This is a genomic window from Nocardiopsis trehalosi NBRC 14201, assembly GCF_001552555.1.
GTDB lineage: Bacteria > Actinomycetota > Actinomycetes > Streptosporangiales > Streptosporangiaceae > Nocardiopsis_B > Nocardiopsis_B trehalosi.
On the sequence record NZ_BCRK01000011.1, the window covers coordinates 37,442 to 62,301 of the forward strand.

Genomic DNA, 24,860 nt, shown 5'->3' on the forward strand with positions numbered 1-24,860 from the left:
GCCGCTCACCCCCCGGCGGGGGCGTCCGCCATGCGGTCGGCCAGCCAGCGGTGGAACCCGGCGATGTGGTGCTCCAGCGGCACCAGCACCCCGCCGTCGCGGTAGACCCGGGACGCCATGGCGGGCTGGCACCGCTCGCACGCCGCGAAGTCCTGCCGGTTGACCCGGTCGAACAGCTCCGCCGACCGCGCCACGTCGGCGCCGGAGGCGAGCACCTCGGGGTCGTAGAGCCAGTCGCACTCGACCCGGGTGCGGTCGGGGGCCAGCGGGAGCAGGCGGTGCACGATGACGTGGTCCGGGACCAGGTTGAGGAACACCTGCGGCGGCAGGGTCACCGCGTAGTAGCGGCGGTCGCGGTCCTCCCCCACCCCGCCGAGGCGGCCGAACCCGGACCCGCCGTCGACCGTGAACCCGTCGACGTCCGCCCCGAACGCGGCGCCCCGGCCGCCGTCCGCCTGGGCCGCGCGGCCCTCGGCGAACTCCGGCAGCACCCCGGTCAGCTCGGGGTGGATGGTGGCGCAGTGGTAGCACTCCATGAAGTTCTCGACGATGAGCTTCCAGTTGGCGCGGACGTCGTAGACCTCGCGCCGCCCCGGTTCCAGGCGGTCGACGCCGTAGGCGGCCACCGCGTCGGCCGACCCCAGGGCGTCGGCCACCGCGCCGCGCACCGTCTCATCGAAGGACGGCGGGTCGTCGGCGAGGCAGACCCACACGTAGCCCAGCCATTCGCGCACGTGCACGGCCGCCAGGCCGCGCCGGTCGCGCTCGGCCGCGGGCAGCTCCCCCAGGTTGGGGGCGGCGACGAGCCGCCCGTCGAGGCCGTAGGTCCACGCGTGGTAGGGGCAGCGGAAGGCGCGGCGCACCTCGCCCGCCTCCTCGGTGCACAGCCGCGCCCCCCGGTGGCGGCACACGTTGAGGAAGGCGCGCACCCGGTCGGCGCGGTCGCGGGTGAGGAGGACGCTCTCGCGGCCCACCGGCACGGTGCGGAAGGCACCGGGGCGCGGCAGGTCGCCCGCGCGCGCCGCGCACACCCAGACCGCCTCGAAGACCCGGGCCTGCTCGCGGGCGAAAACGGCGGGGTCGGTGTAGGCGGTGCCGGGCGGGGTGGGCAGCAACGGGGAGCGGGGGTCGGTCGCGGTCACGGCGCCACCTCGTTCGGGTCTGGGGGGACGGGGGCCGCCGGGCCGCCGCGCAGGGCGGGCCGGCGGGGGTCGAACAGGGCGATCGGGTGCCGGGTGGTGCCCGTGGCCGCCAGGTCGGCGAGGATCTCGCCGATGACCGGGACGAACTTGAAGCCGTGCCCGGAGAAGCCGCAGGCGACGACGGCGCCCGGGTGGTCGGGGTGGGCGGCGACGACGAAGTGCTGGTCGGGGGTCGTGGTGTACATGCACGCGGCGCCGCGCAGGAACCGGCCGGGCAGGTCGGGCACGCGCGGGGCCAGGTGGGCGGCGATGGCGTCGACCTCCTCGGGGTGGACGGCGCGGTCGAGGGCGTCGGGGTCGCACGCGGTGCCGCGCCGGAAGAACGCGGTCTTCACGCCGCCGTCGGGGCCCTCGTAGGCGGGGAAGCCGTAGACCTGGGTGCCCTCGGCGTCCTCCCAGACGAAGACGGGGTGGCGCCCGGGGAGGAAGGGGCCGGTGCCGCCGCGCGGGGCGAACCAGTACTGGACCTGGCGCTCCACCGTGAGGGGCAGGCCGAGGTCGGCGAGGAGGCCGGGGGCCCAGGCGCCGGGGCACAGGACGATCCGGCCGGCGGTGTGGGTGCCCGCCGGGGTGGTCACCCGGAACCCGCCGCCGGGGGTCGGCGCCCAGCTCAGCGCGGGTTCGCCGAAGCGCAGGTCGGCGCCGTCGCGGGCGGCCAGCCGCAGGTGGGCGGCGACGGCGGCCTCGGGGCGGACGAACCCGGCGCGCGCCTCGTGCACGCCGACGTCCTCGGGGCCGGGGGTGAAGGCGGGGAAGCGGCGGCGGATGTCGGCGGCGTCCAGTTCCTCGTACGGCAGCCCCCACCGGTCGGCGGAGGCGCGGGTGCCCGCCACGGTGCGGCTGCCGGCCGGGCCGATCATCAGCCCGCCGGTGATGGTGAGCAGGTCGGCGTCGGCGTCGCGGGACAGCCGCTCCCACAGCCCGTAGGAGCGCAGCAGCAGCGGGACGTAGTCGGGGTGCTCGAAGTACGCCTGGCGGATGACGCGCGACCCGCCGTGGCTGGACCCGCGGTCGTGGGCGGGCCCGTTGCGGTCGAGCCCGAGGACGCGCAGGCCGCGCGCCGCGAGGTGGTGGGCGGCGGCGGAGCCCATGCCGCCGAGTCCGATGACGGCGACGTCGTGGGTGGTGGCCATGTGTGGGCGCTCCTCTCGGTGCTGCGGGTCGGTCAGCCGCGCAGCCGGGTCCCGTCGGGGTCGACCAGGGGTCCGGCGGCGACCGTGGCCGCCAGGTCCGCCCCGAAGTAGGCGATCGAGACGCGGGTGCCGGGCGCGGCGGCGGCCGCGGGCAGCCAGGCGTGGGCGACGGGCCGACCGATGGTGGCGCCGAAGGCCGCGCTGGTCACATGCCCTGCGGCCGCTCCGTCGATCATGACAGGTTCGCCGCCGAGCACCATGCGGGAGGGGTCGTCGAGGGTGAGGGTGGCGAGCCGCCGGGCGGGTGCGGCGGCGGCGCGCCGGCGCAGCGCGTCGCGGCCGATGAAGGGGCCCTTGCCGAGCCGGACGGCGAAGCCCAGGCCGGCCTCGTAGGGGTCGTGGTCGGCGGTCATGTCGGTGCCGGCGGCGCGGTACCCCTTCTCCAGGCGGAGGCCGTCGAGGGCGGCCCGGCCGGCGGCGACGGCGCCGAGGGGGCGGCCGGCCTCCCACAGCGTGTCCCACAGCGCGGCGCCCAGGTCGGCGGTGGTGCACAGCTCCCAGCCGAGTTCGCCGGCGTAGGAGACGCGCAGCGCGGTGACGGGGACGGCGCCCACGTGGGCGCGGCGGGCGGTGAGGTAGGGGAAGCCCGCGTTGGAGAAGTCGTCGCGGGACAGCGGCTGCACCAGGTCGCGGGCGCGCGGGCCCCACACGGCGACGCAGGCGGTGCCGGGGGTGGTGTCGCGGACGCGCACCGAGCCGTCGTCGGGGGCGAGGCGGATCAGCCGGTCGAGATCGAGGGGGCCGGTGGCGCCGACCTGGAACAGGTCGGGGCCCAGCCGGGTGACGGTGAGGTCGGCGAGCACGCCCCCGGTGTCGTCGCACATCAGCGTGTAGACGACGGTGCCCGGCGGGCGGTCGGCGCGGTTGGTGGTGAGGCGCTCCAGGTGGGCGAGGGCGCCGGGGCCGGCCACCTCGATCCGGGTGAGCGGGGTCATGTCGTAGAGGGCGACGCGCTCGCGGGTGGCGCGCGCCTCGGCGGCGGCGACCGGCGACCAGTGGCGCGCCGACCACGGGTCGCGCTCGGGCACGCCGGGCCGGGGCAGTCCGGCGTTGGCGGCGAACCACAGCGGGCGCTCCCAGCCGCCGGCCTCGGTGAAGTGGGCGCCGAGTTCGCGGTGGCGGGCGTGGAACGGGCTGGTGCGCAGCGGACGCGGGCCGCCGGGGGGCCGGGCCGGGTGGACGACGGAGTAGACCTCGGTGAAGCTGCGGCGGCCCCGCTCCTCGACGTAGGCCGGGGAGAGGCGGGCGCCGTCGAAGCGGCGGACGTCGCACTCGCGGACGTCGATCCCGGGGCGGCCCTCGGCCAGCCACGCGGCGACCGCGCGCGCCGCGCCCGCGGAGTGGGTGACCCAGACGGCCTCGGCCAGCCAGAACCCGCGCACCTCCCGCGACTCCCCGAGCAGCGGCAGGCCGTCGGGGGTGAAGGAGAAGACGCCGTTGATCCCGTCCGCGACGCGGGAGGCGGCCAGGGCGGGCAGCAGGTCGACGGCGTCGCGCCAGGACGGGGCGTAGTCGGCGGGGGTGAACGGGCGCACGGACGGCATGGCGGGGCCGGTGCCGGGGGCGGCGACGTCGGCGAGGTCGACCGGCATCGGCCGGTGCGCGTAGGAGCCGATGCCGAGGCGGTCGCCGTGCCGGCGGACGTAGAGGGCGGCGTGCTGGTGGCGGAGCATGGGCTGGGCGTCGGGGCCGGGCGCGCCGGGGCGGGTCAGCTCCGGCAGCGGGTCGGTGGTGGCGTACTGGTGGGCGAGCGGCAGCAGCGGGACGGGGACGCCCGCCATCGCGCCGATGCGCGGCCCCCAGAAGCCGGCGGCGCAGACGACGGCGTCGGCGGGGACGTCCCCCTGGTCGGTGCGGACGCCGCGGACCCGGCCGCCGCGCACGTCGACGCCGGTCACGGTGTGGTGGGCGCGGAAGACGGCGCCCCGGGCGGCGGCGTCGCGGGCCTGGGCGGCGGCGGCGCGCACGGCGTCGGCCAGGCCGTCGTCGGGGGTGGCCAGGCCGCCGAGGACGGCGTCGGACAGCATCGGCCAGCGGGTGCGGCACTCCTCGGCGGAGAGCAGGTCGGCGCGCACGCCCCAGGACAGCGCCCAGCCGTGGCGGCGGCGCAGGTCGGCCGCCCGCTCGGGGGTGGTGGCGACCTCCAGGCCGCCGACGGGGCGGAAGCACGGGCGGCCGTCCAGGGTGAGCCCGCGGTACTTGCGGACGGTGGCGGCCGCGAACGCGGTCATGGTGGCGGACGGGGAGGTCTGGAAGACCAGGCCGGGGGCGTGCGAGCTGGACCCGCCGGTGGCGAAGAGGGGGCCCTGGTCGAGCACGGTGACGCGGGCGAGGCCGCGCCGGGTGAGCTCGTCGGCGAGGGCGCAGCCGACGATGCCGGCGCCGATGACAACGACGCGGGGGCCGGAGGGGGTCGGGTCGGGGGGTGCGCTCATCGCGGAGGCCCTTCTCGGGGGACGCGGCGGTCCGGCGGAGCCGGCGGGTCGGCGGACGGGTCGGCCGGGGGGTGCGGGGCGAGGGGGACGGCGGACGGCACGGCGGCGGACACGGCGCACGGCACGGCGGGCATAGTTGTTGCGTATGGCGCTTCTCTGTCGCGCATCAATCAACAGCGTGCGGCGCATTCCGGCCGCCGTCAAGCCTCGCTCCGTTACACCTTCTTTACCGGCGCGCCGCCGGAAAGCTGTCCGATCCGAGGGGTTGACGGGCCGCACGGCGGATCGGAAACTGTTGCGTGTTCGACTCTTTGTTGCGCACTAGGGAACACTCAGGCCCGTCCGCGTCCGGTGGCGGGCCGCCCTCCCCCGCCCTCGGAACCCGCCGGGGCCGCCCGTTTCCGCTGCCCGCCACCCGCCGACCGCCGGTCGCGGCGGCCGCACGCCCCCAGAGGAGTCGCGATGATCCGCACCTGCCACCTGGACGACCTCCCCCCGGGCGCCGTGCTGCGCGTGCCGGCCGACGTCCCCATAGCGGTCTTCAACGTCGACGGCGAGGTGTACGCGATCGACGACACCTGCACCCACCAGGACGCGTCGCTGTCCGACGGCTGGGTGGAGGGCCGCCTCGTGGAGTGCCCGCTGCACGAGGCGGCGTTCGACCTGCGCACCGGCGCGCCCACCTGCCTGCCCGCCCGCCGCCCGGTCCGCACCCACGCCGTCACCGTCCACCCCGACGGACGGGTGGAGGTGCACGTCGGGGTCCCCGCCCCCGGGAGCGGCGCGGGGGTGGCGGCGGGCGCGGCGGAGCGCGGCGCGTGAGGTCGGTGGCGGTGGTCGGCGCCTCCCTGGCCGGGCTCGGCGCCGCGCGGGCGCTGCGCGCCCAGGGCTTCGACGGGGCGCTCACGCTCGTCGGCGCCGAACCGCACCCGCCCTACGACCGCCCGCCGCTGTCGAAGGCGGTGCTCCTCGGCACCGCCGGCCCCGCCGACCTGGACCTGTGCGACCCCGCCGACGCCGACCTGGCCGCCGAGTGGCGGCTGGGCGTGCCCGCCACCGGGCTCGACCGGCACCGGCGTTCGGTGCTGCTCGCCGACGGCACGGAGGTGCGCGCGGACGGGGTCGTGGTGGCCACGGGCGCGCTGCCCCGCCGCCTCCCCGGTCCGCCGCTCGCCGGGGTGCACGTGCTGCGCACCCGCGAGGACGCCGCCGCGCTGCGGGGCGCGCTCACCTCCGGGCCCCGGGTCGTGGTCGTCGGCGGCGGGTTCATCGGCGCCGAGGCGGCGTCGGCGTGCGCGGCGCTCGGCCTGGACACCACGGTGGTGGAGGCGGCCCCGCTGCCGCTGGCCGGGGTGCTGGGCGCCGAGATGGCGGCGCACTGCGCGGACCTGCACGCCGCCGCCGGGGTGCGGCTGCTGTGCGGAACGGGGGTGGCCCGGCTGCTGGGCACCGGCCGGGTGCGCGCGGTCGAGCTGGCCGACGGGCGGCGGCTGCCCGCCGACACCGTCGTCGCGGGCATCGGCGCGGTCCCGGCCGCCGACTGGTTGGCGGGCAGCGGGGTCGCGGTGGCCGACGGGGTGGTGTGCGACGGCGGCGGGCGGACGTCGGTGCCCGGCGTGGTGGCGGTCGGCGACGTCGCCCGGTGGCGCACCCCCGGCGGGTCCGTGCGCGCCGAGCACTGGACGGCCGCCGTCGAGCAGCCCGCCGTGGCGGTGCGCAACCTCCTGGCGGGGGCGACGGTCGCCGAGTACCGGCGGCCGCCCTACTTCTGGTCCGACCAGTACGGGGTGCGGGTGCAGTTCGCCGGACGCCGCGCCCCGGGCGACACCGTGCGCGTGGTGGAGGGCGACCCGGCGCAGCGGTCGTTCGCCGCCGTCTACGAGCGCGCGGGGGCGGCCGCGGCGGTGCTCGCCGTCGACCGCGCCCGCGCGTTCACCCGCCTGCGCCGCACCCTCACCGCCTGAACGCGGCCGCCGCGCCGGGCCGTCCCGCCCGTGGCCGTTCCGGCTACCGGGAGGGCTCCGGCGCCGGGAGCGGGAGGGCCAGGCCGGTCTTGACGGTGTCGAAGACCATCAGCGTCTCGTACCGCCGGACGTTGCCGTCCGCCTTGAACAGGCGGTCGCCGAGACGGCCGCAGTCGCGCGTACTCCGTGCGGCCAGGACGACCACGTAGTCCCACGGTCCCGCGACCCGGTAGCACTGCTGGACCTGCCGGTCCGAGCGCATCCGCTCGGCGAAGGCGCGGTGGTACTCGACCGATTCCCGGTCGAGGGTCACCAGGACCGCCGCCAGGACGGTGGGGCCGAGGCGGTGCGGGTCGAGGACGGCGACCTGCCCGGTGATGAGGCCGTCCCTGCGGTAGCGGGCGATCCGCCGCTGTACGGCGCTCGGGGAGAGGCCCACGTGTTCGCCGAGGTCGTGCAGGGTCCGTCCGGCGTCGTGCTGCAGGAGGTCCAGGAGGTGTGCGTCGATGTCGTCCAGGCGGGGCGGCGGTTGCTCGGGCATGCAAGATTATTGCGTCTCAGCACGAAATTCTCAATCGCGTCGATCAGGCGTTCGATTAGTGTCGGCCGGGTCCGGAAGCCTCTGAAGAAAGCCGAGACGCATGGACCTGGATGTGGACGCGGCACGGATCGAGAAGGCCGTGCACGTGATCGACCCGCTGTTCCTCAACACCCCGCAGTACCTCGACGAGCAGTTGTGCCGGGCGCTGGGCGGCCGCGAGGTGACGGTCAAGCTGGAGACGGCCAACCCCGTGCGCAGCTTCAAGGGCCGGGGCGCGGACCTGATGCTGAGCACGCTCGCCCCCGGCACCCCCGTGGTGTGCGCCAGCTCGGGCAACTTCGGGCAGGCCGTCGCCTACGCGGGGCGGGCCCGGGGGATGCCGGTGGAGGTGTTCGTGCCCGAGACGGTCAACCCCGGCAAGCGGGAGCGGATGGAGGCCTTCGGCGCCCGGGTCGTCACGGCGGGACCGGACGGCGCGTCGGCGCGCGAGGCCGCGACCGCCCACGCCGAGCGCCACCCCGACCGCGTCCACCTGCGGGACGGCCTCCAGGCGACGATCGCCGAAGGCGCCGGGACGATCGGCGTCGAGCTGACCCGCGGCCCGGGCGGCGGGGGCTTCGACGCGGTCGTGCTCCCGGTCGGTGACGGCGCCCTGATCAACGGCGTGGGCCGCTGGATGAAGGAGCACGCCCCCGGCGTCCGCGTCGTGGGGGTCAACGCGGCGGGCGCCCCCTCGATGCGGGAGAGCCTGCGCGCCGGGCGCCCGGTCCGCGTCGAGGACCCGCGCACTTTCGCCGACGGCATCGCGGTGCACCGCCCCCTGGAGGCCTCGGTGCGGCGGGCCCGCGCCGTGGTGGACGAGGTCGTCCTGGTGACGGACGAGGCCATCGCCGCCGCCATGGACCTGGCGGCGCGCACGCTCGGGGTCGTCCTGGAGCCGGCGGGGGCGGCGGGCCTGGCGGCGGTCGCCGAGGGCCTGGTCCCCGGCGACCGGCCGGCGGTCGTGATCACCGGCGCCAACCCGCGCCCGGAACAGGTGCGGGATCTGGCGGCCCGGCTGCTGCGGACCGTCCACGACGCGCCGGCCGCACCGGGCACGCGGAGCTGAGGGCGTCCCGCCTCGCCGGGCGTCCGACGCACCACGAGGAGAGAGGAGAGGAGAAAGGTATGAGCAGGAAGAGAAGCGATATGGGGTCAGCGCGCCGGACGGCACCGCACGGTCGACCGCGGTCGGAGGGGAGCCCCCCGATGACGGGGGCACCGCGTGAGCGGTGGGTCGCCGCAGCGATGGGCGCGGGTCTCGGGCTCACCGTCATCGCGGCGATCGCCCCCTACGTCGACCGTGCCACCACCCGCGTGCTGGCCGACCACATCCGGGCCGGATATCCCGACTACACCCAGATCAGGGTCGACTCGGCCGTCGACCTCTACGTTGCGCTGCTCTCGGTCATCGGCGCGCTCGGCGCCGCCGCCTGGCTCTGGTCGATGTGGACCGTCAAGGCGGGCAAGGGGTGGGCGCGCCCCGTTGCGACCGTGCTGTTGGCGCTCGGCACGGGCGTCGGGCTGGCCGGCCTGCTGACCACGGACACCTCCGGCGACACCGGCCTGCCGCCCGCTCTGGGTTGGATGGGGCTGGCTCCCTGCCTGGCGGGCCTCGTGGCGGTCGGGCTGATGTGGCGGAACGGCCGACCGGAGACCGCCTCCGGCCCGGCCGCGCCCCGGCACACCTGAAGGAATGCGGAGGCCGTCGCGGGCGGCGCGATGCCCGCGACGGGTCCGCCCCCACCGACCTGGCATCACCGGACCGGACCGCCCGGTTCGGGACCACCACGCACCCTGGAGGTAGACGCGGTGAAGAGCATCGGCATCATCGGCGTGGGCGAGATCGGCCGCGCCCTCGTGACGGGGTTGTGCGGCGGGGGCGGCGAGCCACCGGAGGTGTTCCTCTCCCCCCGGGGAGCGGGCACGGTCGCGGAACTGTGCGAGCGCTTCGCGAGCGTGCGGGCGTGCGCCGGCAACCAGGAGGTGGTGGACCGCTCCGACATCGTGGTCATCGCCGTGCGCGGCCAGGACCGGCACGAAGCACTCGCCGGCCTGCGGGTGGACGGCGGCACGACGGTCGTCAACGTGATGGCCGGCGTCGGCGTCGACGACCTGCGCCGGACGCTGGCCACCGACGCCCCGCTGGTCCGGGCCATCCCCCTGCCCGCCGTACGGGAACGCCGCTCCGTCACGGTGACGTACCCGTCGGACCCGACGGTGGACGCCCTCTTCGAGCGCCTGGGCGGAGTGCTCCCGGTCGAGGACGAGGCGGCCTTCGACGTCTTCTCCGCGCTGACGGGCACGCTGACCACCCACTACGCGTATCTCGCCGCACTCACGTCGTGGGCCGCCGGCCACGGCATCGCCCCCGGCGTCGCGGAGGGCTACGTCCGGCACCTCTTCCACAACGTCGGGCGCGCCCTGGGCGACGAGACGCGCTCCCTGCGCCGCATCGCCGCCGACCACGAGACCCCGAACGGGAACAACGAGCGCATCCGCACCACATGGTTCACCCCGGCCGCCTCCGCAGCCCTCGGCGACGCGCTCGACGGCCTCCTCACCGTGCTCGCGGGCCAGGGGGGCGGCGGTCGGCGGTGACGGGGCGGCCGGTCAGGCGCGGTCGGCCGGGACGGCGAAGCGGGGGGCCGCGGCGGCCGCGAGCAGGGCCAGGGCGGCCAGCCCCGCCGCCCCGGCGATGACCGGGAGCGGGCCGGGCCCGGCCGCGTCGAGGACCGCCCCGCCGACGGCGCCGCCGAGGGCCACCCCCAGGTAGGTGCCCGAGGTGTTGACCGCCAGGGCCTGGGTCGCGACCGGTCCGGCGAGCCGGTGCAGGCGGGCCTGCACCGCCGGGGAGTTCCAGAACGCCGCCCCGCCCCACACCGTGACGACGGGCAGCAGCACCGCGACCGGTACGGGCCGCACCGCCCACAGCCCGACCAGGGCGGCCATGGTGGCGACGAACGCGCCGACGCCGAGCAGCAGGGTGCGGTCGGCGCCCCACCGGTCGGTGGCCGCGCCGCCCGCCCAGATGCCGACCATGCCGGCGACCCCGGAGGCGGCGAACAGCAGGCCGCGGGTGCCCGCCCCGGCGCCGGCCACCCCGGCCGCGAACGGGGCGAGGTAGGTGAGCAGCATCATCGACCCGAGCATGAGCACCACGTTGGCCGCGAGCCCCAGCGACACGGCGGGGCGGACCAGGGTCGCCAGCTGGGAGCGCAGCGTCAGGGCCGGGGCGGTGCCCGACCGCGCGGGCAGCAGCGCGGCGAACGCGACGGCCACCAGGAAGCCCGCACCGGCCATGGCGGCGAAGGTCGCCCGCCAGCCGAGGACCCCACCGATCCAGGTGCCGATCGGCACCCCGGCCGCGATCGCGCCCGTCACGCCGAACGCGACGGCCGCGACGTAGCGGCCGACCCGGTCCGGCGGAGCGAGCCGGGCGGCGAGGCCGAACATCGCGGGCGTCGCGGTGGCCGCCGCGAGGGCGGCCACGACGCGCAGCGCGAGCAGCGCCTCATAGGAGGGGACGACGGCCGCCAGCGCGTTGGCGGCGGTGAAGACGGCCGCCGCGGCGGTCAGCACGCCGCGCCGCGGCAGGCGGGCGGTGGCGACCGCGGCCACCGGCGCGGCGAGGGCGACGGTCACGGAGAACGCCGTGACCAACTGGCCGGCGGTGCCCTCGGACACCCCCAGGTCGGCGGCGATCTCGGGCAGGACGCCGGCGATCACGTAGTCGTCGGTGTAGAACACGAGCGCTCCGACGGCGAGCGCGATCAGCCAGGCGGGCACGGGGACTCCAGGCGTGGTTGCGGGCCGGTCGGCGGGGCGGCGGCGCGGCCGCGCCCGGCACCGGCCGGGTGGGTGGGCGGGAGTGGGGCGGCACGCCGCGCGGCGGCGCGCGACACCGGAACCGTCCGGCGCGACGGCACGCGGCCGGGCGGAGCACCGGGAACGGTGCCCCGTCGGCTTCCCGGCGCGGAAGCTATCACGCACCCCCCGGCCCGCGCCTCTGGTTTTCCGGGCCACGCGACGCGGACGGACCGGCGACGCGTCGCGCCCCGCCCCCGCCGGAACGGCGGCGGGGACGGGGCGCGGCGGGGCGGGGCGGCGGGCGGTGGAGGTGGGGCGGTCGGGTCAGGCGCCGATCAGGTCGGTGAGCCGCTCCGCGACCACACGCACGCTGTAGGGGTCCATGCGGAAGGCCTCGGCGCCGATGGTGAAGGCCCGGTCCTCCTCGAAGGCGGGCGTGCGGGCCAGGTTGGGCGCCGTCTCCAGGTAGTCGTCGGCCTTCTCGCCCTTCGTGTTGACGAACAGCAGGGTGGAGTCGTCGAACGACGAGACGTTCTCCGGCGACACCGACACGGTGTCGGCGCGCCCCTCGGTGGCGGTCGTCTCACCGTCCTCGAACGCGTGCTGGCGCAGGCCCAGGTCGGCCAGGAACCGGCCCTGCGGCGACTCCTCGGTGAAGACGTTGAAGCCGGTGGGCGTGCCGGTGAGCAGGACGACGTCCTTGCCGGTGTCGAGGGCCGCCGCCGTCTCCTCGGTGAGGTCGGTGTACTCGGCGGCGATCTCCTCGGCGCGCGCCTCGGCGCCGAAGGCGGCGGCGACCTCCTCGGTCACGTCGAGCCAGGGGGTGTCGGAGGAGCCGAAGACCACGGTCGGCGCGATCTCGGACAGGCGCTCGTAGGTCCGCTCGTCGACCGCGTCGGCGCCGAAGCCGGTGCCCACGATGACGTCGGGTTCGGCCGAGGCGACCGCCTCCAGGTCGACCTCGGGGCCGGGCAGCGGCTCGACGCCGCGCTCCTCGGCGACGTCGGCCCACTGGGCGAAGAACCCGTTGCCGTCGGTGAGGGCGGACGGGGAGGTGGTGCCGGCGGCGACCACCGGCAGATCCAGGCCGAGGAGGATCGGCGTGGAGGTGACGCTGACGGCGACGACGCGTTCGGGGTCGGTGGGGACGTCGGTGGAGCCGAGCAGGTGCTCGACGGCGCGGGTGTCGCCGGAGTCGCCGGCGGGCGGTTCGGCCTCGCCGGCCGCGCACCCGGCGGAGAGCAGGGCGAACACGACGGCGGGGGCGGCCCAGACCGCACGGCGGGAGAGTGATGCTTGCTTCATTGCAAGCATTTTTAGGTATGCCTATCCTTATGTCAATGTCTCCGCATGTGAACGACCCCACGCTCCCCACGGTGCCGCCCAAGTTCAAGCCGGCGCCGGCCTTCCCCCGCTCCACCGCACCGGTCGTCCGGGCAGCCGAGGACGCCGCCCGCGGCGGCCCGGACGCCGTCCGCGCCTTCTGGCGGGACGCGGCGCGCACCGGCACCCCGGTCGTCGCGCCCGCCGGCCCCGGCGAGCACACCGCCACCTTCCTGTGGCGCGGCGGCGACGAGGTCGCGGACGTGCTGCTCGTCGCCGACCGCAGCGCCGACGCCGGGTCGTTCACCCGCAACCGGATGGAGCGCGTCCCCGGCTCCGACATCTGGCACCTCACCTACCGGATGGGCTCGGACTGGCGGTCCTCCTACGCCGTCGCCCCCGTCCCCGCCGACGGTGCGCCGCCGCCCGGCCCGCTCGACCCGATGACCGCCGTCCGGCGCTCCCGGGCGCTCGCCGTCGCCGAACCCGCCGACGCCCCCGCCATCGCCCGGTGGTTCGACGCCCTCGCCCACGCCCGCCCCGACCCGCTGGCCCGCGAACGGCTCGACGACCGGTGGTCGGTGGCGTCCCTGCCGGACGCGCCGCCGGAGGCGTGGCGCGGCCTGCCCACCGCCGCGCCGGCGGGCCGCGTCGACCCGCTGCCGTTCACCGGCGCCGACCCCGCGACCGCCCGTACCGTGCGCGTGTACACCCCGGCGGCGGGGCTGCCTCCCGCGGGCGAGCGGCCGGTGGTGGTGCTGCTCGACGGGGACGACTGGCACGCGCTGCCGCTCGCCCCGCTGCTGGACCGGCTGATCGCGGCGCGGGTGCTGCCGCCGATGGTCGTCGCCATGGTGCCGTCGCTCGACTTCGCCGCGCGGGTCCGCGAACTCGCCTGCCACGACCCGTTCGTCGCCGCGCTCACCGGGGAGCTGCTGCCGGCGCTGCGCGCCGGGTTCGGCGTCTCGGCCGACCCCGATCGGGTGCTGGTGGCGGGGCAGAGCCTCGGCGGGCTGACGGCGCTCTACACCGCGCACCGGTTCCCGGAGCGCGTCGGCGGCGCGGTGGCGCAGTCAGGGTCGTTCTGGTGGCCGAACGTGGCGGCCGCCGGGGGCGAGTCGGAGCGGTTGACGCGCCTGCTCGCCGCCGCGCCCGAGGTGCCCCGGCGCGTCCACCTCAGCGTCGGTGTGCACGAGTGGTCGCTGGTCGGGCCGACGCGGCGGCTCCGCGACACCCTGCGCGACCGCGGCGCCGATCCGCACTACGCCGAGTACAACGGCGGCCACGACCGCGCGTGCTGGCGCGTCGGCCTACCGGACGCCCTGGCCGCCCTCACCCACGACTGGCCCCGCCCATGACCACCCGGCGGGGCCCCCACTCCGCCGCCCCCACCGACCGGCCGCACCACCGACCGCGCCGCGCATGTGGCCGGCCGGCCGCCGGACCGGACACACCACCGGCCGACCCCGCACACAGGCGACCCACCGCCCGGCCGGACGCACCCGCGACCACGCGACGCCCCCTGCCGGGCGTCGACCGCCCTACCTCGCCCGCCCCCGCCTCCGGTGTCAAGGCCGACCCTGGCCGGGCGCACCACCACCGCGCGGCGCCCCGGCCGGCCGCCTCACCGCCCGCACCCGCCGCCGGCGCCACCCGACCCCGCCCGGGCGGCGCCCCCGCCCCGCCGCACCGGCCCGCGCGCGACGCCGCAACGGAAGGACCGCCATCCTGGACCGCATGACGAGTGACCCCGCCGGCGCGGCGGCCGCCCCCGCCGTCCCCTCCCCCGGCGCGCCCGAGCCCACGGCGCGCGACACCGGGGAGGTGCTGCTGCGCGTCGCGCAGCGGCTCGACGCCCTGCTCACCACGCTTGCCGCCGAACACGGGCTGACCGCCCTCCAGGCGCGCACGCTGCGGGCGCTGCGCGACGCCCCTTCGCAGAGCGCGCTCGCCCGCCAACTGGGGCGCACCGCCTCGGGGGTGTCGGTGCTCACCCGGGAGCTGGAGGCGAAGGGCCTGGTCGCCCGCGTCCCGTCGCGCAGCGACCGCCGGGTCCGCGTCGCCCGTCCGACGGCCGAGGGGCGCCGGGTGGTCGACGCGATCGGCACCGGTCTGGCCGAGCGCTCCCCGCTCTCCCACCTCTCCCCCGCCGACGTCCGCGCCCTGCACGCCGCCCTCGCCCGCCTCGACACCTGACCGGCGCCGCGGCCCCGTGGGGATCAGGCGGGGACCAAGGAGGGGGTGATCCCGGTGTCCACGCCCGAGGACCAGAGGACGGAGTCCGGCGGGCGGTCGCCGACGGGCAGCCCGGCGGCGGCGAGCAGGTCGCCCTCGAACCGGGTGTCCGTGCAGCGGTGCAGCCGCCACGGCTGGTGGGCGACGCGTATCCACACCGTTCGGCCGAGGCGGCGGACGTGCAGGCCCCACCGGTCGGTGAGGAACCGGTCCTCGCGCGAGGGCGCGGCGATGGGGGCGCCGACGGTGGTCCGCCACCGGGCCCGGGCCGGCCCGGAAGGCCATCGGCGGCGGACCGCGCCGGCCAGCGTGCCGTCGGCGGCGTGGCGCAGCGACACGTCCGCCCACAGGTAGGGAATCCCCGCTGCCGCGCGGCCCCCGAGGGCGTTGTGCGCGGAGTCGGCGTCCAGCGACAGGAACACGGTGCCCCGGCGGCCGTGGCCGTCGACGGCGTAGACGCGGACGTTGACCTCGCCGAAGCCGCCGGTGGGGACGACGCCGAGGACGGTCGTGGCGGCGACCCGGAACGCGACGACCCCCACGTGGGCGGCCCCGTCGAGGACATCGGGGCGGGTCCCGGCGGGCAGCAGCGGGGCGACGCGCTCGGGCGCGATCCGCCAGTGCAGGAAGACGGCGTCGCGCCAGCTCTGGCGGACCAGGGGCGGTCCGGGCATCGGGGGCGCGACGAGCGGGGGCGGCCGGGTGGAACCGGAGGGGGCGGGTGCCACGGCGGAACTCCTTCCGTAGGTGCGGACGGTCTGCCCGCACGCACCCGCCCCGAACCCGCGCCGGCGCCCCACCCCGGACCACCCGCCCCAGGGTCCCGCCCACACGACGGCCCACCGGCCCGAACACGCAGGCGGCCCGGACACGTCGGAAGGCGGACGGCCGGCGAGCCATGACCGACCACGGGCCGTGGAAAGGCGGACCCCGACAGGCCGGGTCGGGTCGCCCGGCTGCGGACCGGACGACTCCGACACGCGGTCAGCGGCCCCGCCCGGACCGCCGCCGTGCCCAGGGCTTCGCCCACCCGATGACCCACACTCGGCGAGCGCCCCGCGAAGGCGGTCGGTCCGAGCGGCGCGCCCTGCGGCGCGGTCGACGGCGGAGCCGAACGTGCTGCTCCGAGCGGCGCCGCCGGCCGAGAGGGCCGCTCCGGGGGGACGGCGGCGGTCAGGGATCGGCGGACCCTCGGCCCACGTCGAAGCGCTCCTCGTAGATCTCGCGCGCCTGGCGCACCACGGCGTCATCCAGCCGGGCCACGGGCCGCGCGTCGACGAGCAGCGGCTCGTGGTCGGGTCCGCGCGCCACCACCCGTCCGGTGAGGACCCAGGCGAACCGGTCCTCGTCCGCCTCGCCGAGCTGCGCGTACTTGCGGACCTGCCGGGCGAGCCAGTCGTCCAGCGGGCGCGTCCACCACGGTTCGGGGTCGAGGACGGTCGAGGACAGCCCCGGCAGTTCGAGCCCGCTCTCGTAATCGCGGCTGACGGTGTCGGCGTCGGCCTCGGGGCCGTGCGAGTAGCGCAGGTACAGCCGGTCGCGCGCTCCGACGAGCGCCACCAGCTCGGCGAACGAGGTGAGGTGGGGCAGCGCCGGCTGCGGTGTGGTGGCCTCCATGAAGGCCACTCTCTGCCCCCGGCACAGGCCGCTAACCACCGCGAACGCGCCGTCCGCCCGGGGGCGGCCGGTCTCCGCCGCCCCCCGGGCGGAGCGGGATCAGGCGCGGGACAGCGCTTCCGTGGCGGCGTGGGGCCAGGACGGGGTGGTGAGGAGGCCGTCGATGGTCTCCGGGGCTGGGAGCGGGGCGAGGTCGGTGACGGTGCCGAGGGTCGCGGCCGCGCACAGGTGGCCCAGGCGGAGGCGCTGTTCGGCGGGGCGGCCGGTGAGCAGCCCGGACAGGAAGCCGGCGGCGAACGCGTCACCCGCGCCGACCGGTTCCACGATCCGGGCCCGGGGGGCCGGAACGGCCGTGCGGCCCTCGGGGTGGAACTCCACAGCGGGTTCACCCGCGTCCTTGACCACGAGGTGGCGCGGGCGCGGCAGGAGCGCGCGGACCTCGTCGGCGGTGGACGTGCCCCACAGCGCCTCCGCCTCGTCGCGGCCGACGAACACGACGTCGGCCGCGTCGGCCAGGCGCCGCAGTGTCTCCGCCGCCCCGCCCGCCCACAGCCGGGGCCGGTGGTTGACGTCGAAGGAGGTGATCGGGCCGCCGGAGGCGCCCGCGACGAGCCGGTCGACGAGGGCGGCGCAGCTCTCCGACAGCGCCGGGGTGACGCCCGACAGGTGGACGAGGCGGGGCCGCGCCGACAGCACGGCGGCGGCGGTGTCCGGGCCCATGGCCGAGGCCGCCGACCCGCGCCGGTAGTAGTACACCCGGGTGCCACCGGGGGCGGGGTCCTTGACGTAGACGCCGGTGGGGCGGCCGGAGTCGACCCCGACCCCGGAGACGTCCACGCCGTGCCCGGCCAGGTCGCCGGTGACCATGGCCCCGAACGGGTCGTCGCCCACGCGGCCGACCCAAGCCGTGCGGTGGCCGAGGCGGGCCAGGGTGCAGGCGACGTTGGACTCCGCGCCGCCCACGGCGGTCGCCAGGTGCGGCCGTTCGGCGAGGGGGCGGGCGGAGGCGGGAGTGAGCATCACCATGGCCTCCCCGAGGCAGACGACCTCGGGCCCGGCCGTCCCGCTGTCCGCCCGGAACCGGTCGGCCTCGGGCTGACCGGCCGGGGGAAGGCCCGGCCCCGGCCCGGACGGCAGTGGGCCGACGGGCGCGGAGGCGCGGGGCGGCGCCGGATCGGCGGACGCGGCGCCGCCCGACGCGGAGCCGGCGGGCACGTCGACGGCGGACATGGCGCGAGTGGGCACAGACTCCACCGGTCCGAAGCCCGGCGCCCCGAGATCAGCGGGCCGAGAGTCGACAAGAGCAGGGCCGGTCGCCCCGCGACCAGCAGGAACAAGGCCGTCAGAACCGAGCCCAGCCGGTCCGGCGACAGCGGGCGCAGGAACAGCCGCCCCGAAGCCGACCGGCCCGTGATCAGCGGTCGCGGAGCCGACAGGAGCAGGGTCGACCACACCAAGACCAGCAGGGACGAGACCACCAGGGCCGAGGCCGGTCGGCGCGGGGTCAGCGGGTGTCATCGGTGGTGTCTCCGCTGGTGAGGTCGGCGAGCAGGGTGATCTGTTCGGGGTCGGCGAGGGCGGAGCCCACGGCCACCGCTCGGGCTCCGGCCGCCAGGAAGGCGGGCGCGGTGCGGGCGTCGACGCCGCCGGTGGCGACGAACTCCACCTCGGGGAACGGCCCGCGCACCGCGGTGAGCCAGTCCGGGCCCAGCACCGCGGCGGGGAACATCTTCAGCCAGGTCAGACCATGCCGGACGGCCCGCTGCACCTCCCCCGGCGTCGCCACACCGGGCAGGTGCGGCAGGCCGCGCTGGAGGGACGCGGCGCAGACCTCGGGGTCGAACCCGGGGGCGACGGTGAACGCGGCCCCCGCGTCCGCGACCGCCGCCACCTGCTCGGGGCCGGTGACGGTGCCCGCGCCGACGGGCCTCCCCCGCTCGGCCCCCGCCCGTACCGCCGCGCGCAGCGCGGCCAGGTCGCCGGACGGGGGGATCGGCACCTCGACGGCGGGGATGCCGAGGTCCCAGGCGCGGACGGCCAGGTCGACCGTCGTCTCCGGCGGCAGGCCGCGCAGGATCGCCATGACCCGCCGGCCGGCGAACAGGTCGGGGAAGTCGTGTCGCATGGTCTCTTCTCCTTCGGGACCGGCCCGGGCGGGCGGGCGGGTGCGGTGGGTCGACCGGCCGTGTCGGGCGTGGTCGGCGAACGTGGTGCGGCCAGGGGGCGGGCGGGTTCGGGCTTCGCTGAGGGCGCCCGCCCCAGTATCCCGACCGGCTGTGGGTCCGAGGGCCGGTCGGGCGAAAGAGGACGCCGCCGCCGCACGGCCGACGCCCCGGCCGGTGCCCTGGCGGGCGGCTCGGCGCGCCGGGGCGCCGGGGCCCCGAACCACCGGTGCCCTGGCGCGCGGAGCCGCCGGGTTGTCGCGCGGTCGGACTGTCGGACGGTGGCTCGGGACGGGCTGGCCGAGCCGAACGCTCCCCGTCGGAACACGGCGGTCTCCGGTTCAGGCCGGGCTGCCCGTCGGGTCGGGGCGTTCGGTCGGTGTCGGGCGGGGTCCTCCGGTGGAGGGTGCGACGGTCGACCGGGACGGTCGGTCCTCATTCGGGGCAGGACGGCCCCGGTCGGCCGGTCAGGCCGGTCAGTTCAGGTCTGGCTGGGGCGGTCGGGCCGGGGGGGTCGGGGAGGAAGCGGGCGCGTAGGTCCGGGCGGAGGAACGCCGCTGGTGAGGCGATGGACAGCCCGCCGTCGACCGGCAGGACGGTGCCGGTGACGAAGGACGCGGCGGGCGAGGAAAGGAACGCCACGGCGGCCGCGACCTCCCCGGGGGTGCCGGTGCGCCGCAGCGGGTAGCCCTCGTGCGCGGCGGGCAGGCCGTCGCCGCCGATGAGGCCGGGGGCGACGGCGTTCACGCGGACACCGCGCCGCCCCGCCGGACGCGGTCCGGCGGGGCGGTGGCAGCGGGGGTCAGACGAAGTTGACGTCGCTGCAGAGGTAGTAGGCCTGGTCCATGTGGGACGCCTGCCAGATGGTGAACACGACGTGGTGGCCGCTGCGGCCGGGGGCGCTGACGTCGAAGGTGATGTCCTGCGCCGGGGCGTAGCTCCCGGTCTCCTCGACCAGCTCCAGGTCGCCCCAGGTCAGGGGCTCGGTGGCGGGGTCGTAGCCCTGCTCGGTGACGTAGACGCGGAAGTAGTCGGCGCCGTGGCTGGCCTGGTCGTACAGGTGCACGGAGAAGTTCGCGCCGACGTCGGTGGTCTGCCACTCGCCCGGGGTGTCCAGCGAGCGGTAGCGGCCGCCCTCGGTGCGGCCGCCGCTGCACAGCTGCCCGTCGGGGACGGCGGCCTGGTGGTTCCCGCCGACGTTGTCGCGGTACAGGCCGTTCCAGTTCCACATGGCGTTGGGGTTGTCCTGCCACGCCTGCCAGCACATGGGGTCTTCCTGTGCCATGTCCGGGTTGAGGTGGTCGGAGCCCCAGCGCAGCCAGCAGCCGTAGTTGCGGGAGGCGGGGTCGACGATGGACCCGTGGGCGGCGGCCGGGCCGGCCCAGGGCAAGGCGCCCAGGGCGGCCACGGCCAGCAGGGCGAGGCCGCGGCGGACGGTGCGGCCGGAGCGGGGGGTGCGGCCGGAGCGGGGGGTGCGGGGGTGGTCGGTCTTGTGCATCGTGCGTTCTCCAGAGTTTCCGGCTGTGGGGTTTCCGGATCTTGGGAGCGCTCCCACGTTACGATTCCATTACCCGGTGCACACGCGCCCGAAACACGGTGGGTGAGGATCCGGCCCCGGGGTGGCGCCGCGGGCTCAGTCGGCCGCCGGGGCGGCGGCCGGTCCGGCACTGTTCTCGCCCCGCACGGCGGCGCTGGCCTGGATGTGCTCGGCCATGATGCGCTCGGCGGCCGCGGCGTCGCGGTCGGCGAGCGCGCGCAGCAGGCGCTCGTGGGCGTCGAGGAAGCGCCGCGCGTTGGCGGGGTCGTTCCACAGCGACACCGACGGCGGCACGGGGTTGTTCTGCCGGATGGAGCGCACGTGCGCGGCGAGGAACGCCGGACCGCCGGCGTCGGCGACCGACTGGTGGAACTCGCGGCTGTCGCGGGCCAGCGCCGCCGCGTCGCCGCGCTCGTGGGCGGCGCGCATGCGGGCGTGCACGGCGCGCAGCCGGTCGAGCTGGTCGGCGGTGATGCGCGCGGCGGCGAGCCGCGCGGTGAGCCCCTCGACGACGGCGCGGAGCAGGTACAGCTCCTCGGCGGCATCGGCGGCGAGTTCGGCGACGGTGGCCCCGCGGTGGGCGCGGTAGGAGATGAGGCCGTCGCTCTCCAGCCGGCGCAGCGCCTCGCGGACGGGGGTGATGGAGACGCCGAGCCGGGCGGCGATCTCCTCCTGGCCGATGGCGCTGCCGGGCGGCAGGGTGCCGTCGTGGATCTCCTGGCGCAGGGTCTCGTGCACGTAGTCGGCCTTGCTGGCCGGGGGCCGGCGCGCGGCGGGACCCGGGGGACCGCCGGTGCTTCCGCGAGCCAAGGGCCGGTCTCCTCCCGCGCCGACTGTGGACCCGGCCAGTCTAGTGCGGTCCGCGGTGCGGACCGGATCACATCCGCCATTGACGTATATTCCATATTTTATAAGATGCAGCCCATGAAACCGCTGGGAAACATCCGCGTGGTCGACGCGGCGACCCTGTTCGCCGGCCCGATGGCCGCCACCTACCTCGGCGACTTCGGCGCCGACGTCGTCAAGGTCGAGCATCCGCGCCGGGGCGACCCCGCGCGCGGGCACGGCCAGGCCAAGGACGGCGTCGGCCTGTGGTGGAAGATCCTGTCCCGCAACAAGCGGGTCACCGCGGTCGACTTCTCCGCCGCCGAGGGGCGCGAGGTCGCGCTGCGCCTGCTCGCCGACGCGGACGTGCTGATCGAGAACTTCCGCCCCGGGACGCTGGAGCGCTGGGGCCTGTCCCCCGAGACGCTGTGGGAGGCCAACCCCCGCCTGGTGATCGCCCGGGTGACCGGGTTCGGGCAGAAGGGCCCGATGGCCCACCGGCCCGGGTTCGGCACCCTGGCCGAGGCCATGAGCGGCTTCGCCGCCGTCACCGGCGAGCCCGACGGCCCGCCGACGCTGCCCCCGCTCGCCCTGGCCGACGGCATCGCCGCCCTGGCCGTCGCCTACGCGGTGATGGTGGCCCTCCAGGCGCGCGAGCAGACCGGCCGCGGCCAGGTGGTGGACCTGGCGATCATCGAGCCCATCCTCACCGTGCTCGGCCCCCAGGTCACCGCCTTCCACGCCCTGGGCACCGTGCCGCAGCGCACCGGCAACCGCTCGGCCGCCAACGCGCCGCGCAACGCCTACCGCACCCGCGACGGGCGGTGGCTGGCCGTGTCCACCAGCGCCCAGTCGATCGCGGAGCGCGTGGTGCGCCTGGTGGGGCGGCCGGAGCTGGCGGAGGAGCCGTGGTTCGCGTCGGGCCGCACCCGCGCCCAGCACGCCGACGTCCTCGACGCCGCCGTGGGCGGCTGGATCGCCGAACGCGACGCCGACGAGGTGGTGGCCGCCTTCGAGGAGGCGCAGGCCGCGGTCGCCCCGATCTACGACGTCTCCGACATCGTCGCCGACCCGCAGTACGCGGCGCTGGGGTCCATCGTGCACGTGCCCGACGACGAACTGGGCTCGGTGGCCATGCAGAACGTGCTGTTCCGGCTGTCGGAGACCCCCGGTGAGATCCGGTGGGCCGGCCCGCCGCTGGGCGCGCACAGCGACGAGGTCCTGGGCGGGCTCGGCTACACCGCCGAGGAGATCGCGGCACTGCGGGCGGCGGGGGCGGTCGCGTGACCGCCGTCCCGCCCCCGCCCCTGGTCACCTGGCTGTACGTGCCCGGCGACCGGCCCGACCGGTTCGCCAAGGCCATGGCCAGCGGGGCCGACGCCGTCATCCTCGACCTGGAGGACGCCGTCCTCGCGCCCCACAAGGACACCGCCCGCCGCGAGGTGGCGCGCTTCCTCGCCGACCTGCCGCCCGCCGGGCCGGACCGCCCGGCGGTGCACGTCCGGGTGAACGCCCCGCGCGGCGCGCACGGCGCGCGCGACCTCGACGCCCTCGCCGGCGGCGCCCGCCCCGACGCGGTGCGGGTGCCCAAGGTCGAGGGGCCCGACGACGTCGACCTGGTGGTCGGCCGGCTCGGCGCCGGAACGGTCGTGCACTGCCTGCTGGAATCGGCGCGCGGCGTGCAGAACGCCGCGGCCGTCGCGGCCCACCCCGCAGCGGGCGCCCTGGCGCTGGGCGAGGCCGACCTCGCCGCCGAGATGCACCTGCGCGGCGACGCCGCCTACACCTGGCTGCGCGCCCAGACCGTGCTCGCCGCGGCCGCCGCCGGGCTGCCCTCCCCCGCGATGTCGGCCTACATCGACGTCCGCGACACCGACGGCCTCGCCGCCTCCTGCGCGGCGGGCCGCGACCTGGGCATGTTCGGGCGGACCGCGATCCACCCGCGCCAGCTGCCGGTGATCCGGCGGGCGTTCACCCCCGGCCCCGACGAGGTGGCCCGCGCCCGCGAGATCGCTGCGGCCGCCGAGGACGGCGCCGCCGACGGCGCGGGCGCCGTCGCCCTGCCCGACGGGCGGTTCGTCGACGCGCCCGTGGTCGTCTCGGCGCTGCGCACCCTCGCGCTCGCCGACCGCCTCGGCGCCGGCCCCGCGTAGGGCCGCGCCGCTCCCGGGCCGGGCGCGCACGCGCCCGGCCATCCCCCCGGGGGACCCCGGTCCCCTCCCGGCTGACGGAGAAGGAGCACCATGGTCGGCCTATGGGCGTTCGCCGCCTACATCACCGTGATCATCCTGTGGAACGTGGTCGTCAAGCGCGGCATCGGGGAGGCGATGCTGATCGGCTTCCTGGTGGTCGCCGTGTTCGGCGGCGCCGACGCGCCCCGCCTGCTGTGGGCGGGCATCACCGCGGCGGCGACCGAGGAGGTCGTGTTCGCCGCCTCCGCGTTCGTCTTCATGGGCTTCCTGCTGGGCCGCACCGGCCTGGTCGACCGGTTGGTCGACATGCTGAACTCGCTGCTGGGGCGGCTGCGCGGCGGCCCCGCCTACGTGTCGACCGTCGCCTCGGCGCTGTTCGGCACGATCTCGGGCTCGGGGTCGGGCAACGCCGCCGCCGTCGGGTCCATCACCATCCCGTGGATGATGCGGGCCAACATCCAGCCCCGGCTGGCGGCCACCATGGTGGCCGGCAACGCGGGCCTGGGCATCGCGTTCCCGCCCAGTTCGTCGCTGTTCATCCTGACCGGCCTGGGCGCGGTGGGGTCGCTGGTGTCGGCGGAGTCGCTGTTCCTGTCGCTGTTCGCGGGCGGGGCGTGGCTGCTGCTGTACCGGCTGGTCCTGACCTTCGTGCTGGTGCGGCGGTACGGCATCGGCCCGGTCGACGCCGACCACATCCAGCCGCTGCGGCGGACCTTCGCCGCCGGGTGGCACTCGCTGCTCGTGTTCCTGGGCATCGCGGTGCCGGTGGTGCTGACCACCGGGTCGGTGGCGGCGGCGCTGGACCGGCACGCCGGCGGCGGCGCGGTCGACGCGGTCAGCATCATCACCTGGATTCCGGTGCTGGTCATCCTGGTCACGCTGCTGGTGGGGCGGCGGCACCTGCCGCGCGGCGGGCGCGCCTGGTGGGCGCTGCTCGGCGAGGCCGGGCCCCGGTTCGGCGTCATCGGCGCGGTGCTGTTCTTCGCGTTCGCGGCCTCGACCGTGCTCGGCGAGCTGGGCATGGGCGCGGAGCTGACCGAGCTGCTGTCGCGCATCGAGGCGCCGGCGTTCGTGCTCGCCCTGATCGTCGGGGTGATCGTGCTCGCTGCGGCGGCCCCGCTGACCGCGACGGCGACGATGGTGGCCGTGGGGTCGGTGGCGTTCACCGCGCTGGTGACCGCGGGCGTGTCGCCCACGGTGGCCGCGGTGGTGGTGCTGATGTTCGCCTCCACCGAGGGCGCGTCCCCGCCCGGCGCCGCGCCCATCTACATCGCGAGCGGCATCGCGGGGGTCGACCCGACCCGCACGTTCGTGCCCCTGCTGCTGTGGTACGTCCTCCCGACCCTGCTGATCGGCGCGCTGGTGGCGGTCGGCTTCCTCCCGATCCCCGGCTGACCGTCCGGTCGGCCCCACTCGACCCGAGGGGTTGCGCATGACCCGAGCACTCGACATCGCGTTCCGCGTCGGCCTGGCGCTGTTCCTGACCGGCGGCGTGCTGCTCGTCGCCGTGCAGGCGGCGGGGCTGGCGGCCGGATCGGCGCCGCTGGTCGCGGCGGCGGCCGAGCGGATCGGACCGGTGGTGTACGCCCTCGCGGGGGCGACCGGCATCGTCGCGTTCGTCCGGTCCTACCTGGAGGGCTGGGACAGCGGCGACTGACACCGCCCCGGACCCGTGGCCGCGCGGCCCAGCGCACCCGTGCGCCGGGCCGCGCCCGCGTCCCCGGGGCGCGGGCGCGGTCACGCCGCCGGCGGCCGGGGCGGCCCCGCTCCGGCCGCCGCGGTGTG

General features: G+C 77.2%; 23 protein-coding genes and 1 pseudogene. 11 read left to right on the top strand and 13 right to left on the bottom strand.

The window, feature by feature from the left end; genetic code table 11:
* Nucleotides 1-5: 5 nt before the first annotated feature.
* Genes NT8_RS03655 through NT8_RS03665 form a run of 3 tightly spaced genes read right to left on the bottom strand, consistent with a single transcriptional unit; the run spans nucleotide 6 to nucleotide 4,830 of the window.
* Entirely contained in the window at nucleotides 6-1,142 is a 1,137-nt protein-coding gene (locus NT8_RS03655; RefSeq protein ID WP_067964228.1) for an aromatic ring-hydroxylating oxygenase subunit alpha, read from the bottom strand.
* On the bottom strand, nucleotides 1,139-2,335 hold the full coding sequence (solA, locus tag NT8_RS03660) for an N-methyl-L-tryptophan oxidase (protein WP_067964231.1): 1,197 nt from the start codon (nucleotides 2,333-2,335) through the stop codon (nucleotides 1,139-1,141). Before solA ends, NT8_RS03655 begins: the two co-directional genes overlap by 4 nt.
* Nucleotides 2,336-2,367: 32 nt before the next feature.
* On the bottom strand, nucleotides 2,368-4,830 hold the full coding sequence (locus NT8_RS03665; RefSeq protein WP_067964236.1) for a GcvT family protein: 2,463 nt from the start codon (nucleotides 4,828-4,830) through the stop codon (nucleotides 2,368-2,370).
* A gap of 462 nt (nucleotides 4,831-5,292) precedes the next feature.
* Between NT8_RS03665 and NT8_RS03670 the strand changes: the two genes are divergently transcribed.
* Both NT8_RS03670 and NT8_RS03675 read left to right on the top strand, forming a co-directional pair.
* Complete coding sequence (locus NT8_RS03670; RefSeq protein ID WP_067964238.1) at nucleotides 5,293-5,652, top strand: bifunctional 3-phenylpropionate/cinnamic acid dioxygenase ferredoxin subunit; 360 nt, start codon at nucleotides 5,293-5,295, stop codon at nucleotides 5,650-5,652.
* Entirely contained in the window at nucleotides 5,649-6,794 is a 1,146-nt protein-coding gene (locus tag NT8_RS03675; RefSeq protein WP_174549516.1) for an NAD(P)/FAD-dependent oxidoreductase, read from the top strand. Before NT8_RS03670 ends, NT8_RS03675 begins: the two co-directional genes overlap by 4 nt.
* A 43-nt stretch (nucleotides 6,795-6,837) precedes the next feature.
* Here NT8_RS03675 and NT8_RS03680 read toward each other — a convergent pair whose 3' ends face one another.
* Nucleotides 6,838-7,335 (bottom strand): Lrp/AsnC family transcriptional regulator, encoded by a 498-nt coding sequence (locus NT8_RS03680; RefSeq protein ID WP_067964240.1) that lies wholly within the window; start codon nucleotides 7,333-7,335, stop codon nucleotides 6,838-6,840.
* Nucleotides 7,336-7,435: 100 nt separating this feature from the next.
* Here NT8_RS03680 and NT8_RS03685 point away from each other — a divergent pair, with 100 nt between their 5' ends.
* The 3 genes from NT8_RS03685 (at nucleotide 7,436) to NT8_RS03695 (ending at nucleotide 9,975) form a co-directional block, all read left to right on the top strand.
* Nucleotides 7,436-8,443, top strand: coding sequence for a threonine ammonia-lyase (locus tag NT8_RS03685; RefSeq protein ID WP_169805187.1), 1,008 nt, complete (start codon nucleotides 7,436-7,438; stop codon nucleotides 8,441-8,443).
* A gap of 140 nt (nucleotides 8,444-8,583) precedes the next feature.
* A complete protein-coding gene (locus NT8_RS30255) occupies nucleotides 8,584-9,066 on the top strand; it encodes a hypothetical protein (RefSeq protein ID WP_217999052.1) in 483 nt (160 codons plus the stop codon).
* 120 nt (nucleotides 9,067-9,186) lie between these two features.
* Entirely contained in the window at nucleotides 9,187-9,975 is a 789-nt protein-coding gene (locus NT8_RS03695; protein ID WP_067964242.1) for an NAD(P)-binding domain-containing protein, read from the top strand.
* Between the two features lie 12 nt (nucleotides 9,976-9,987).
* Here the strand turns inward: NT8_RS03695 and NT8_RS03700 are convergent, their stop codons facing one another.
* Nucleotides 9,988-11,163, bottom strand: coding sequence for an MFS transporter (locus NT8_RS03700; RefSeq protein ID WP_067964244.1), 1,176 nt, complete (start codon nucleotides 11,161-11,163; stop codon nucleotides 9,988-9,990).
* Between the two features lie 345 nt (nucleotides 11,164-11,508).
* Nucleotides 11,509-12,489 carry a Fe2+-enterobactin ABC transporter substrate-binding protein gene (gene fepB, locus NT8_RS03705; protein WP_174549517.1) on the bottom strand — a complete coding sequence of 327 codons (981 nt, stop codon included), beginning with the start codon at nucleotides 12,487-12,489 and terminating at the stop codon, nucleotides 11,509-11,511.
* 35 nt (nucleotides 12,490-12,524) lie between these two features.
* On the opposite strand from fepB, the gene fes reads away from it, so the two are divergent.
* Together fes and NT8_RS03715 are read left to right on the top strand one after the other, a co-directional pair.
* Nucleotides 12,525-13,865, top strand: a complete 1,341-nt coding sequence (gene fes / locus NT8_RS03710; RefSeq protein WP_067964248.1) for an enterochelin esterase — start codon at nucleotides 12,525-12,527, stop codon at nucleotides 13,863-13,865.
* A 379-nt stretch (nucleotides 13,866-14,244) separates the two neighbouring features.
* Nucleotides 14,245-14,703 (top strand): MarR family winged helix-turn-helix transcriptional regulator, encoded by a 459-nt coding sequence (locus tag NT8_RS03715; protein WP_084468620.1) that lies wholly within the window; start codon nucleotides 14,245-14,247, stop codon nucleotides 14,701-14,703.
* Between the two features lie 23 nt (nucleotides 14,704-14,726).
* On the opposite strand, the gene NT8_RS30600 is transcribed toward NT8_RS03715, so the two are convergent.
* The 7 genes and pseudogenes from NT8_RS30600 to NT8_RS03750 all read right to left on the bottom strand — a co-directional run bounded on the left by NT8_RS30600 (nucleotide 14,727) and on the right by NT8_RS03750 (nucleotide 20,868).
* Nucleotides 14,727-15,470, bottom strand: coding sequence for a YqjF family protein (locus NT8_RS30600; RefSeq protein WP_245646020.1), 744 nt, complete (start codon nucleotides 15,468-15,470; stop codon nucleotides 14,727-14,729).
* Nucleotides 15,471-15,915: 445 nt separating this feature from the next.
* Nucleotides 15,916-16,359, bottom strand: coding sequence for a DUF6098 family protein (locus NT8_RS03725; protein ID WP_067964285.1), 444 nt, complete (start codon nucleotides 16,357-16,359; stop codon nucleotides 15,916-15,918).
* A gap of 99 nt (nucleotides 16,360-16,458) precedes the next feature.
* The gene (locus NT8_RS03730; RefSeq protein WP_067964287.1) at nucleotides 16,459-17,385 is read right to left on the bottom strand and encodes a sugar kinase; all 927 of its coding nucleotides are present in this window, start codon (nucleotides 17,383-17,385) and stop codon (nucleotides 16,459-16,461) included.
* A gap of 478 nt (nucleotides 17,386-17,863) precedes the next feature.
* Entirely contained in the window at nucleotides 17,864-18,484 is a 621-nt protein-coding gene (locus NT8_RS03735; RefSeq protein ID WP_067964250.1) for a bifunctional 4-hydroxy-2-oxoglutarate aldolase/2-dehydro-3-deoxy-phosphogluconate aldolase, read from the bottom strand.
* Between the two features lie 472 nt (nucleotides 18,485-18,956).
* Nucleotides 18,957-19,274 (bottom strand): annotated as a pseudogene (locus NT8_RS31530) (SDR family oxidoreductase); the annotation flags it as partial.
* A 49-nt stretch (nucleotides 19,275-19,323) separates the two neighbouring features.
* Nucleotides 19,324-20,019, bottom strand: coding sequence for a lytic polysaccharide monooxygenase auxiliary activity family 9 protein (locus NT8_RS03745; RefSeq protein ID WP_067964253.1), 696 nt, complete (start codon nucleotides 20,017-20,019; stop codon nucleotides 19,324-19,326).
* Nucleotides 20,020-20,154: 135 nt separating this feature from the next.
* Nucleotides 20,155-20,868, bottom strand: a complete 714-nt coding sequence (locus tag NT8_RS03750; RefSeq protein ID WP_067964255.1) for a GntR family transcriptional regulator — start codon at nucleotides 20,866-20,868, stop codon at nucleotides 20,155-20,157.
* A gap of 114 nt (nucleotides 20,869-20,982) precedes the next feature.
* Between NT8_RS03750 and NT8_RS03755 the strand changes: the two genes are divergently transcribed.
* The 4 genes from NT8_RS03755 (at nucleotide 20,983) to NT8_RS03770 (ending at nucleotide 24,732) form a co-directional block, all read left to right on the top strand.
* On the top strand, nucleotides 20,983-22,170 hold the full coding sequence (locus NT8_RS03755; protein WP_067964257.1) for a CaiB/BaiF CoA transferase family protein: 1,188 nt from the start codon (nucleotides 20,983-20,985) through the stop codon (nucleotides 22,168-22,170).
* Nucleotides 22,167-23,036, top strand: coding sequence for an HpcH/HpaI aldolase/citrate lyase family protein (locus tag NT8_RS03760; RefSeq protein WP_067964259.1), 870 nt, complete (start codon nucleotides 22,167-22,169; stop codon nucleotides 23,034-23,036). Before NT8_RS03755 ends, NT8_RS03760 begins: the two co-directional genes overlap by 4 nt.
* A gap of 90 nt (nucleotides 23,037-23,126) precedes the next feature.
* Nucleotides 23,127-24,470, top strand: a complete 1,344-nt coding sequence (locus NT8_RS03765; RefSeq protein ID WP_067964262.1) for a TRAP transporter large permease subunit — start codon at nucleotides 23,127-23,129, stop codon at nucleotides 24,468-24,470.
* Nucleotides 24,471-24,507: 37 nt separating this feature from the next.
* Nucleotides 24,508-24,732 (top strand): hypothetical protein, encoded by a 225-nt coding sequence (locus NT8_RS03770; RefSeq protein WP_067964263.1) that lies wholly within the window; start codon nucleotides 24,508-24,510, stop codon nucleotides 24,730-24,732.
* Nucleotides 24,733-24,860 lie beyond the last annotated feature (128 nt).

Bases quoted from the DNA above. Each gene is read 5' to 3' on its own strand.
- solA (WP_067964231.1), bottom strand. From the start codon at position 2,335: ATGGCCACCACCCACGACGTCGCCGTCATCGGACTCGGCGGCATGGGC.
- NT8_RS03665 (WP_067964236.1), bottom strand. From the start codon at position 4,830: ATGAGCGCACCCCCCGACCCGACCCCCTCCGGCCCCCGCGTCGTTGTC.
- NT8_RS03670 (WP_067964238.1), top strand. From the start codon at position 5,293: ATGATCCGCACCTGCCACCTGGACGACCTCCCCCCGGGCGCCGTGCTG.
- NT8_RS03680 (WP_067964240.1), bottom strand. From the start codon at position 7,335: ATGCCCGAGCAACCGCCGCCCCGCCTGGACGACATCGACGCACACCTC.
- NT8_RS03685 (WP_169805187.1), top strand. From the start codon at position 7,436: ATGGACCTGGATGTGGACGCGGCACGGATCGAGAAGGCCGTGCACGTG.
- NT8_RS30255 (WP_217999052.1), top strand. From the start codon at position 8,584: ATGACGGGGGCACCGCGTGAGCGGTGGGTCGCCGCAGCGATGGGCGCG.
- fepB (WP_174549517.1), bottom strand. From the start codon at position 12,489: ATGAAGCAAGCATCACTCTCCCGCCGTGCGGTCTGGGCCGCCCCCGCC.
- fes (WP_067964248.1), top strand. From the start codon at position 12,525: ATGTCTCCGCATGTGAACGACCCCACGCTCCCCACGGTGCCGCCCAAG.
- NT8_RS03715 (WP_084468620.1), top strand. From the start codon at position 14,245: ATGACGAGTGACCCCGCCGGCGCGGCGGCCGCCCCCGCCGTCCCCTCC.
- NT8_RS03725 (WP_067964285.1), bottom strand. From the start codon at position 16,359: ATGGAGGCCACCACACCGCAGCCGGCGCTGCCCCACCTCACCTCGTTC.
- NT8_RS03730 (WP_067964287.1), bottom strand. From the start codon at position 17,385: ATGGTGATGCTCACTCCCGCCTCCGCCCGCCCCCTCGCCGAACGGCCG.
- NT8_RS03735 (WP_067964250.1), bottom strand. From the start codon at position 18,484: ATGCGACACGACTTCCCCGACCTGTTCGCCGGCCGGCGGGTCATGGCG.
- NT8_RS03745 (WP_067964253.1), bottom strand. From the start codon at position 20,019: ATGCACAAGACCGACCACCCCCGCACCCCCCGCTCCGGCCGCACCCCC.
- NT8_RS03755 (WP_067964257.1), top strand. From the start codon at position 20,983: ATGAAACCGCTGGGAAACATCCGCGTGGTCGACGCGGCGACCCTGTTC.
- NT8_RS03765 (WP_067964262.1), top strand. From the start codon at position 23,127: ATGGTCGGCCTATGGGCGTTCGCCGCCTACATCACCGTGATCATCCTG.
- NT8_RS03770 (WP_067964263.1), top strand. From the start codon at position 24,508: ATGACCCGAGCACTCGACATCGCGTTCCGCGTCGGCCTGGCGCTGTTC.